The 9,856-nt window shown below is 71.2% G+C and carries 9 protein-coding genes; 4 read left to right on the forward strand and 5 right to left on the reverse strand.

Going from position 1 to position 9,856, the window contains the following annotated elements; all coding sequences use genetic code 11:
• Positions 1–1,071: sensor histidine kinase (locus tag ACQKIP_RS30060; protein ID WP_427744679.1), on the reverse strand; the 1,071-nt coding region annotated here is incomplete at its 3' end.
• Positions 1,072–1,077: 6 nt separating this feature from the next.
• Positions 1,078–1,731 (reverse strand): response regulator transcription factor, encoded by a 654-nt coding sequence (locus ACQKIP_RS30065; protein WP_135331070.1) that lies wholly within the window; start codon positions 1,729–1,731, stop codon positions 1,078–1,080.
• Positions 1,732–2,043: 312 nt separating this feature from the next.
• On the opposite strand from ACQKIP_RS30065, the gene ACQKIP_RS30070 reads away from it, so the two are divergent.
• A complete protein-coding gene (locus ACQKIP_RS30070) occupies positions 2,044–2,217 on the forward strand; it encodes a hypothetical protein (RefSeq protein WP_361200389.1) in 174 nt (57 codons plus the stop codon).
• Between the two features lie 109 nt (positions 2,218–2,326).
• Here ACQKIP_RS30070 and ACQKIP_RS30075 read toward each other — a convergent pair whose 3' ends face one another.
• Both ACQKIP_RS30075 and ACQKIP_RS30080 read right to left on the reverse strand, forming a co-directional pair.
• Positions 2,327–3,142, reverse strand: a complete 816-nt coding sequence (locus ACQKIP_RS30075) for an inositol monophosphatase family protein (RefSeq protein ID WP_365858725.1) — start codon at positions 3,140–3,142, stop codon at positions 2,327–2,329.
• An 18-nt stretch (positions 3,143–3,160) separates the two neighbouring features.
• Positions 3,161–4,288, reverse strand: a complete 1,128-nt coding sequence (locus ACQKIP_RS30080; RefSeq protein WP_365858305.1) for a ferrochelatase — start codon at positions 4,286–4,288, stop codon at positions 3,161–3,163.
• A gap of 155 nt (positions 4,289–4,443) precedes the next feature.
• On the opposite strand from ACQKIP_RS30080, the gene ACQKIP_RS30085 reads away from it, so the two are divergent.
• The gene (locus ACQKIP_RS30085; RefSeq protein ID WP_365858303.1) at positions 4,444–5,700 is read left to right on the forward strand and encodes an MFS transporter; all 1,257 of its coding nucleotides are present in this window, start codon (positions 4,444–4,446) and stop codon (positions 5,698–5,700) included.
• Complete coding sequence (locus ACQKIP_RS30090; RefSeq protein WP_365858301.1) at positions 5,648–6,979, forward strand: D-arabinono-1,4-lactone oxidase; 1,332 nt, start codon at positions 5,648–5,650, stop codon at positions 6,977–6,979. The genes ACQKIP_RS30085 and ACQKIP_RS30090 overlap by 53 nt, the downstream gene beginning before the upstream one ends.
• A 22-nt stretch (positions 6,980–7,001) precedes the next feature.
• Here ACQKIP_RS30090 and ACQKIP_RS30095 read toward each other — a convergent pair whose 3' ends face one another.
• The gene (locus tag ACQKIP_RS30095; protein WP_365858299.1) at positions 7,002–8,264 is read right to left on the reverse strand and encodes a hypothetical protein; all 1,263 of its coding nucleotides are present in this window, start codon (positions 8,262–8,264) and stop codon (positions 7,002–7,004) included.
• 464 nt (positions 8,265–8,728) lie between these two features.
• Here ACQKIP_RS30095 and sepH point away from each other — a divergent pair, with 464 nt between their 5' ends.
• Complete coding sequence (sepH, locus tag ACQKIP_RS30100) at positions 8,729–9,826, forward strand: septation protein SepH (protein WP_365858297.1); 1,098 nt, start codon at positions 8,729–8,731, stop codon at positions 9,824–9,826.
• Positions 9,827–9,856 lie beyond the last annotated feature (30 nt).

Here is a 9,856-nt window from a genome sequence, read left to right on the forward strand (position 1 = left end):
GAGGAGCGCCTGGCCGTGCTGTGCCTCCGTGGTGACCTCTAGCCCGCAGCGCCAGCGTCGCATTCCCGCACCGTGCTCGGGTCTGGCTTCGCCCTGCCCCTCCCCATTCGGCACGTTGTACCTCACGGCGTTCTGGACGAGGTTCAGGGCGATCCGCTCCAGGAGTACGCCGTTGCCCTGGACGACGGCCGCACCGCGCTCCCCGCGGATCTCCACGCCCTTCGCGTCCGCCTCCGAGCGCACCTGGTCGACGGCGCGGTCGGCGACCTCGGCGAGGTCTACCGGCTTGCGCTCCACGATCTGGTTGTCGCTGCGGGCGAGCAGCAGCAGGCCCTCCACGAGCTGCTCGCTGCGTTCGTTCGTGGCCAGGAGCGTCTTGCCGAGCTGATGGAGCTCCGGCGGCGCCCCCGGGTCGGAGAGCTGCACCTCGAGCAGCGTGCGGTTGATCGCCAGCGGGGTGCGCAGCTCGTGCGACGCGTTGCCCACGAAGCGCTGCTGGGCGGTGAAGGCCCGCTCCAGGCGGTCGAGCATCTCGTCGAAGGTGTCCGAGAGCTCCTTCAACTCGTCGTCGGGTCCGTCCAGTTCGATGCGCCGCGACAGGTCCGTGCCGGCCACCCTGCGCGCGGTGCGCGTGATGCGGCCGAGCGGCGAGAGGACGCGGCCCGCCATCGCGTAACCGAAGGCGAAGGCGATCACCGCGAGCCCCAGGAGGGCGAGCAGCGAGCGGCTCAGGAGGTTGTCCAGGGCATCCTGTCGCTGTTCGTTGACGCAGGCGTTCATCGCGTTGTTGAGCTCGCCGGCCGACGGCTGGCGAGGGAAGTTGCAGGCGTCGCTGGCCACCTGGCCGGAGACGATCTTGAACGGCAGGTCGGTGCCCACGTGCAGGGCCTGCGCGGCGAGCAGATAGATGATCGAGAGCAGCAGAATGCCCGCGATCAGGAACATGCCGCCGTACAGCAGCGTGAGCCGTATACGGATGGTGGGGCGCAGCCACGGGAAGGGCGGTTCGGCCTTCCTGGGGTCCCAGGTGGGTTTCGGAGGCGCTGCTGGTGGCGCCGGGGTCGCGGCCACCGGGGATCAGATCCGGTAGCCGGAGCCGGGCACCGTCACGATGACGGCGGGCTCGCCGAGTTTCCTCCGCAGGGTCATGACGGTCACCCGGACCACGTTCGTGAACGGGTCGGTGTTCTCGTCCCAGGCCTTTTCGAGGAGCTGTTCGGCGGAGACGACGGCGCCCTCGCTGCGCAGCAGCACTTCGAGGACGGCGAATTCCTTGGGGGCGAGCTGGATCTCCTTGCCGTCGCGGAAAATCTCGCGGCGGTTCGGGTCGAGCTTGATCCCGGCGCGCTCCAGGACGGGGGGCAGCGGCACGCTCGTACGCCGTCCCAGGGCACGCACGCGTGCCGTGAGCTCGCTGAACGCGAAGGGCTTGGGGAGATAGTCGTCGGCGCCGATCTCCAGGCCCTCGACGCGGTCGCTGACGTCGCCCGAGGCGGTGAGCATCAGGACGCGGGTCGGCATGCCGAGCTCGACGATCTTGCGGCAGACGTCGTCCCCGTGCACGAGCGGGAGGTCCCGGTCGAGCACCACGACGTCGTAGTCGTTGACCCCGATGCGCTCCAGGGCGGCCGCTCCGTCGTACACGACGTCGACGGCCATGGCCTCCCGGCGCAGTCCGGTGGCCACCGCATCGGCGAGCAGTTGCTCGTCCTCGACGACGAGTACACGCACGGCGCTGTCCTTCCTCTGTGCCCCTGCGGGCAGGTCTGTTCGTGGGGTGTGGCCTCCATCCTGCCCCTTTCGGCCATAAACCGGCTGTAAGGCGGTGGCCCGGCCGGGGAATGCGGGATTTTCTCCGACGGTTGAGGTTTCCGTCGAAGGGAGCCAGGGGAGGACGACTCCACACCCCGCGATCACGCTTTGTATGTGGCGCGCCACAACCCGCTTTCTCCAGGGCGGACGGCGTGAGCCGTGATCGCCCCTTCCTTGAGGGCACACCCCCGTGCCATCGACGACCCACGACCCAGCCGAGGGGGCGCAACCATGGACGCTTTCACCGCAGGACTGCTGCAGCGCATAAAGGCCACGGAGTCCGACCTCACGAAGGCCCGTGAGACGGGCGACGACTTCCTTGCCGAGGTCGAGCAGGGCGAACTCGAAGATCTCCACCGGCTGGCCGCCGAGCACGGGGTGGAGGTCGGCGTGCTGCACGCCTGATCTGCCCCGTCGCCTCGCCGCCTCGCCGCCTGAGCAGGCGAAAAGGGCCCCGGTATCCGTGGACAGGATGCCGGGGCCCTTTCGCGTACGGGGGCGTGGGGCGGCCCGGTCAGTCGTGCCAGGCGCCGAGGTCTTCCAGACGGCCCTGGAGGTCCTCGAAGAGGCCGGGCGGGGCCGCGACGGTCAGCTCGCCGGACAGGGCCTGGCCGGGGCGTCCGCCGGTCAGCGCGCCCGCCTCCCTGGCGACGAGGTCACCCGCGGCGAAGTCCCAGGGGTTCAGGCCGCGCTCGTAGTACGCGTCCAGGCGGCCGAGCGCGACGTCGCACAGGTCGATCGCCGCGGAGCCGCCCCGGCGGATGTCCCTGACCAGCGGGATCAGCTGCCCGGCCACTTCGGCCTGGCGGACGCGGCGCTCGGCGACATACCCGAAGCCGGTGCCGACGAGGGCCTGGCCGAACGGGGGTGCGGGGCGCACGTGCGCGGCCTTGTCGTTGACGAACGCGCCCTCCGAGAGGACCGCGCGGTAGGTCTCGCCGCGCATCGGGGCGTGCACCACGCCGACGAGCGTCTCGCCGTCCTTGCGGGCCGCGATGGACACCGACCAGTCGGGCCGTCCGTAGAGGTAGTTGACGGTGCCGTCGATCGGGTCGATCACCCACTGGACGCCGCTGCTGCCCTCGGAGCTCGCGCCCTCCTCGCCGAGCACGCCGTCGTCCGGCCTGCGCTCGGCGAGGAAGTCGGTGATCAGCTTCTCGGAGGCGATGTCCATCTCGGTGACGACGTCGACCGCGCTGGTCTTCGTGGCGGCCACACCCAGGTCGTCCGGGCGTCCGTCGCGCAGGAAGGCGCCGGCGCGCCGCGCGGCCTCCAGGGCGACGCCGAGAAGTTCGGCCTTGAGAGCGGTCAGGTTGATCGGGTCGGTCACATCGGTCACGGCGGGTCCTTACGCGTACGGGCTGTCGGCGCCCGCGGCCGCGGGCTTGGTGACGCGCGAGGGGCAGCAGCCCACCGGGCACAGGTCGTGGCTCGCGCCGAGGGCACCCAGGGCGCAGGGCGTGACCCGGCGCCCGCTCTCCGTCCCGGCGCGCTCCACGACGAGGTCGCGCACCGCGGCGGCGAACCGCGGGTCGGCGCCGACCGTGGCCGAGCGGCGGACCGGCAGGCCGAGCTCCGCGGCCTTCGCCTCGGCCTCGGTGTCGAGGTCGTACAGGACTTCCATGTGGTCGGAGACGAAGCCGATGGGGATCATCACCACGGCGGGCGCCCCGGCGGCGTGCCGCTCCTCCAGGTGGTCGCAGATGTCCGGCTCCAGCCACGGGGTGCTCGGGGCGCCGCTGCGCGACTGGTAGACGAGCTGCCAGGGATGCTCGGTCCCGGTCTCCTCGCGCACCGCGTCGGCGATCAGCCGGGCCACGTCCAGGTGCTGGGCGACGTAGGCGCCGCCGTCCCCGTGGTCCTCGACGCGCCCCGAAGTGTCGGCGGCGGCCGTCGGGATGGAGTGCGTCGTGAAGGCGAGGTGCGCCCCTTCGCGGACGTCGCCGGGAAGGTCGGCCAGGGACTTCAGGACGCCGTCGGTCATGGGGCGGACGAAGCCGGGGTGGTTGAAGTAGTGCCGGAGCTTGTCGACTCGCGGCACGTCCAGGCCCTCCGAGGCGAGCACGGCGAGGGAGTCCGCCAGGTTCTCCCGGTACTGACGGCAGCCCGAGTACGACGCGTACGCGCTGGTGGCGAGGACGAGCACACGGCGGTGGCCGTCCCGGACGATCTCGCGCAGGGTGTCGGTGAGGTAGGGCGCCCAGTTGCGGTTGCCCCAGTAGACCGGCAGGTCCAGGCCGTGCTCCGCGAAGTCCTTGCGCAGGGCGTCGAGCAGGGCGCGGTTCTGGTCGTTGATCGGGCTGACCCCGTCGAACAGGAAGTAGTGCCGGCCCACTTCCTTGAGCCGCTCCTTGGGGATGCCGCGGCCCCGCGTCACGTTCTCCAGGAACGGGACCACGTCGTCGGGGCCTTCTGGGCCGCCGAACGAGAGCAGCAGCAGGGCGTCATAGGGAGAGGCATCGAGAGCATCGGACATGCATCCGATCCTGCCACCCGCCGCTGACAGCCGAAAATCACGGTGCGGCCGGGCCTGTCGGAGCCGTAATCTGTATAAGCCATCTTTACGCCTTACCGGGGCGGCTCCGCGCGTGATCTCCCGCGCAGCCGCACCGGCGCCTCAGCGGAGTCCACGTGCCCAGCCCCTACCGCGCCATTTTCGCCGCCCCCGGCACCAAGGGGTTCTCGACGGCGGGCTTCCTCGGACGGATGCCGCTGTCGATGATGGGCATCGGCATCGTGACGATGGTGTCCCAGCTCACCGGGCGCTACGGCCTCGCCGGCGCGCTCTCGGCGACCGTCGCCCTTTCCGCCGCCGCGATCGGCCCGCAGATCTCCCGCCTGGTCGACCGGTACGGCCAGCGCCGGGTGCTGCGGCCCGCGACCCTGGCGTCCCTCGTCGCGGTCGCCGGGCTGCTGCTCTGCGCGAAGTACGAACTCCCCGACTGGACGCTCTTCGCTTTCGCCGCTCTCGTCGGCTGCGTGCCGAGCGTGGGCTCGATGATCAGGGCGCGCTGGGCGGTCCTGTACCGGGACACCCCGCAGCTGCACACCGCGTACTCCTTCGAGTCCGTGGTGGACGAGATCTGCTTCATCTTCGGGCCGATCATCTCGATCGGGCTCTCCACGGTGTGGTTCCCCGAGGCCGGGCCGCTCATGGCCGGGCTCTTCCTCGCCACGGGCGTCTTCTGGCTGACGTCACAGCGGGCCACCGAGCCCGTGCCGCACAGCCGTGAACACCACACCAAGGGCTCGGCGTTGCGCTCCGGCGGGCTCCAGGTCCTGGTCGCGACCTTCGTGGCGACGGGCGCGATCTTCGGGTCCATCGACGTGGTGACCGTCGCATACGCCGAGGATCACGGCCACAAGTCCGCGGCGAGTCTGGTGCTCGCGGTATATGCCCTGGGCTCCTGCCTGGCCGGGGCCGCCTTCGGGCTCGTGCACTTCAAGGGTGCTCCGGCGCCGAGGTGGCTGCTGGGTGTCTGCACGACGGCCGTGAGTATGATCCCGCTTCAGTTGGTCGGGAACCTTCCGTTTCTGGCCGTGGCGTTGTTCATCGCGGGCCTCTCCATCGCGCCGACCATGATCACGACGATGGCCCTCGTCGAACAGCACGTACCACGCGCGAAGCTGACCGAGGGCATGACCTGGGTGAGCACCGGACTCGCGGTCGGCGTCGCGCTCGGCTCCTCCGCGGCCGGCTGGGTCATCGACGCGGCCGGATCGGACGCCGGGTACGCGGTCCCCGGAGTCTCGGGAGCCGTCGCGGTGGCGGTCGGATTCCTTGGGTACCGCCGGCTGAAGAAGCCGGTTCCGCAACGGGGAGGGACGACGACCCATGAGCACGGCAACGGGCACGGGCAGCGGGAAGAGCACAGCGGCGTGGCGTAACTGGGCGGGCAACGTCACCGTCCGCCCGGCCGGGGAGGTCACCCCCGCGTCGGTCGAGGAGCTGCGGACGGCGGTGCGCCGGGCCAGGGAGGACGGCCTCAAGGTGAAGCCGGTCGGCACCGGCCACTCCTTCACGGCGGCCGCGGCCACCAGCGGCCTCCTGATACGCCCCGAACTCCTCACCGGCATCCGCAGGATCGACCGCGAGGCCGGCACCGTCACCGTGGAAGCGGGCACTCCGCTCAAGCGCCTGAACGCGGCGCTCGCCCGCGAGGGCCTGTCGCTCACGAACATGGGCGACATCATGGAGCAGACGGTCTCCGGCGCGACCAGCACGGGGACGCACGGCACCGGCCGCGACTCGGCGTCGATCTCCGCGCAGATCACGGCGCTTGAACTGGTCACCGCGGACGGCACCGTACTGACCTGCTCGGAGAAGGAGAATCCCGAGGTCTTCGCGGCGGCCCGGATCGGTCTCGGCGCACTCGGCGTGATCAGCGCGATCACCTTCGCCGTGGAGCCCGTGTTCTTCCTCACCGCCCGTGAGGAGCCGATGACCTTCGACAAGGTCACCAGTGAGTTCGACGCGCTCTACGCCGAGAACGAGCACTTCGAGTTCTACTGGTTCCCGCACACCGGCAGCTGCAACACCAAGCGCAACAACCGCAGCGCCGGTCCCGCGGCGCCTCCCGGCCGGGTCAGCGCCTTCGTGGAGGACGAAATTCTCTCCAACGGGCTCTTCCAGGTGGTCAACACGATCGGCAGGGCCGTCCCCGCGACCGTCCCCGGCATCGCCAAGATCTCCAGCAAGGCGCTCTCCGCCCGCACCTACACGGACATTCCCTACAAGGTCTTCACAAGCCCGCGCCGCGTGCGCTTCATGGAGATGGAGTACGCCGTTCCGCGCGAGGCCCTCGTGGAGACGCTGCGCGAGCTGAAGACGATGGTGGAGCGCTCGAACCTGCGGATCAGCTTCCCCGTGGAGGTCCGCACGGCACCCGCGGACGACATCACGCTCTCCACGGCCTCGGGCCGGGAGAGCGCGTACATCGCCGTCCACATGTACCGGGGCACGCCCTACCAGGCGTACTTCACCGCCGCCGAGCGGATCTTCACCGCGCACGAGGGCCGCCCCCACTGGGGCAAGATCCACACCCGGGACGCCGGCTACTTCGCGCAGGTCTATCCGCGCTTCGCCGAGTTCACGGCCCTGCGCGACCGCCTGGACCCGGACCGCCTGTTCGGCAACGACTACCTGCGCCGCGTCCTGGGCGACTGAGCCGGGCGGTCCGGGCCGCCGCCTACGGAGTGGCGGTCTCGCCCCGCTGTACATCGCCTCCGCTGCCGGTGTCGCCGCCCTTCGACGGGGTCGGCGTCGGGGTCGGGGTGGGGGTCGGCGTGGGCGTGGGATCCGTCTTCGAACCGTCGTCGTCCCCGGAGTCCGAGCCGGAGTCCGTGTCCTTGCCGGTGTCATCCTTCGAACCGGAGTCCGAACCGGAGTCGTTGCCGTTCTCCGGCGACTGCGAGTTGGTCCCCTCCGGGTCCTTCGACGCGTCGCCGCCCTGCTGCGAACCGTCGCCGTTGCCCGTCGAAGCCCCGTCGGACGGCTCCCCCGAGGGGTCGGTCGACGGCGTGGAGGGCTGCTCATGCGAGCCGTTGCGGCCCGTGAAGCTGTTGCTGATCGTCGTGCCGCTGCCCCCGCTGAAGTCCTCGCCGGAGACGATCTCGTACGTCGTGATGCCGGCCATGGCCACCCCGAAGACCACCGCGGCCGCGAGGACCGGGCGCTTCCAGCTGCGGTTCCGTGTGCGATGCGTCATGCCATCGGTGAACTCGTCCGAAGGCAGCGGCGGTTCGACCGGCGGCACCGGGAGGCCCGACTCCGCAGGGGCCGCCTGCCGCAGCACGCGCGTGGCATCGTCCCGCGGCACCGCCCGCGTGGCGTCGACCGATCCGAGGAGCTGCGTCTTCTCGGCGTCGGCATCGATGCCGGTGCCGGTGCCCGTCACGGGGAGCAGCGTCGTGCGGTCCGCGTCCGGATCGGCCGCCGGCAGGAGCGTCGTGCGCTCGGCGTCGGCGTCCGCCACGCGCAGCACCGTCGTGCGCTCCGCGTCGACCGCGGCGGGCAGCACCGAGGTGGCGTCGGGTTCGACCGCCCTCCCCCATGTCGTCGTCACCGGCCCGTGCCCGGCGTGCGCCGTGGCGTCCGTATAGGCCGACGCCCGGAACGTCTGCGCCACCGGTGCGCCCGAGCCGTCGGTCAGCGGCACCTGCCGCGCCCTCGGCTTGGCCTGCACGGTGACGTCACGTATCTGCTCGCCCGTGCGCCGGAAGAAGTGCTGGAAGAGCGTGCCGCCGCAGGTCGCGACGGCGCTGACCACACCGGCGCCGAGGATCGTGCCGTAGACGCCGAAGCTCGACGCCAGCTTCGCCGCGACGACCGCGGCCACCGCGCTGCCCGCCACTTGCGGCACACTCAGATCGAGGCGCCGCTTCCCGTTCGACTCCTCCTCGTCGGTCGCCCGGTCCTTCGACTCCCTGCCGGAATCCGGCTTTTCACGCATCTCCGACCCTTGCCTGCCTTTCGCGACTACCTGTCCGAGAAAGGGACGTATGGGCTAAGGGGATAGTTCCGTTTCTGGAGATTCCGTGAAGTGCGCCACTACTGCGCCACCCTGCCCGGGTATCTCCGGGCGCCAACTCCCGCCCCCCGCGAGAACTTCAGCGGCGCGGCGGACCACCCGCATGGCCCGAATGGAGTACTGTTGCGAGCCCTGGGTCCGGTCTCCCACCTGGGTGCCCGGAGCCTTCCAGGACCTTCCGGGAGGGGGCTCGCTGCACAGGGTGACCAAAATGGTCACTGAGAGTTGCGAAACAGGTAACCGTGCCATAACGGCGACCTAGGGCCCATGCCCGACACGCCGGGCAACTCGGCAAGGTTGTGGCAGGCTGCACCCGGGCAGGCCACACTCGACTAGCGGAAGCAGCGACGCACGTGACGTCGGCAGGCACCACCCGGGAGGTCCCCATGCCCGAACTGCGTGTCGTGGCCGTCAGCAACGACGGCACACGGCTGGTGCTGAAGGCTGCGGACAGCACGGAGTACACGCTTCCGATCGATGAGCGTCTGCGCGCCGCCGTGCGCGGTGACCGTCCGCGTCTCGGCCAGATCGAGATCGAGGTGGAGAGCCACCTCCGCCCGCGCGACATCCAGGCGCGGATACGTGCCGGTGCCAGCGCGGAGGAAGTCGCCTCGCTCGCCGGAATCCCCGTCGATCGCGTCCGCCGCTTCGAAGGACCCGTGCTCGCCGAGCGCGCCTTCATGGCCGAGCGGGCCAGGAAGACCCCCGTACGCCGTCCCGGCGAGAACACCGGACCCCAGCTCGGCGAGGCAGTGTCGGAGCGACTGCTCCTGCGCGGCGCCGACAAGGAGTCCGTGCAGTGGGACTCCTGGCGCCGCGACGACGGCACCTGGGAAGTCCTGCTCGTCTACCGCGTCGCGACCGAACCGCACTCCGCGAGCTGGACGTACGACCCGCCGCGGCGGCTCGTACAGGCCGTGGACGACGAGGCGCGCTCGCTGATCGGCGAGACGGACGACATCGCCGCGCCCGAGCCGAGCTTCCCGTTCGTGCCGCGCATCGCCCGGCTGCCCAGGGACAGGCCCTCCCCCGAGCGGCCGCTCGACCGCGCCCTGGACCGGCAGCTGGAGCGTCCGATCGCGCCGCCGCCACCGGAGCCGGCCGAGGAGGGCACGGCGGCCACTGCGGCGACCGCGGCCGTTTCGGAGTCGGAGCGGGACTCGCTCACCAGCCTCCTGGAGGCGGTGCCGAGCTTCCGCGGCGACATGATCGTGCCGGAGCGCCCCGCGCTGCCGACCACGGACCTGCCGGCGGCGGAGGAGCCCGAGGAGGACCCGGAGGCCGAGGAGCCGCCCGCCGCGGCCGGTGCGGGTGCCGCGTACGCGGACGTCCTGATGCCGCGCTCGGTGGCCAGCCACCGCGACCGTCTCGTCGGCACCACCGACCGCCAGGCGGAGGCCGACGGCGTCCGGCCCGGACGGCGTGCCGCGGTGCCCAGCTGGGACGAGATCGTCTTCGGCACGCGCCGCAAGAAGCAGGAGTAGCACCTTTTTGCACGTCGTCGGGCCCCGCAT

This window comes from Streptomyces sp. NPDC059900, from assembly GCF_050270335.1.
GTDB lineage: Bacteria > Actinomycetota > Actinomycetes > Streptomycetales > Streptomycetaceae > Streptomyces.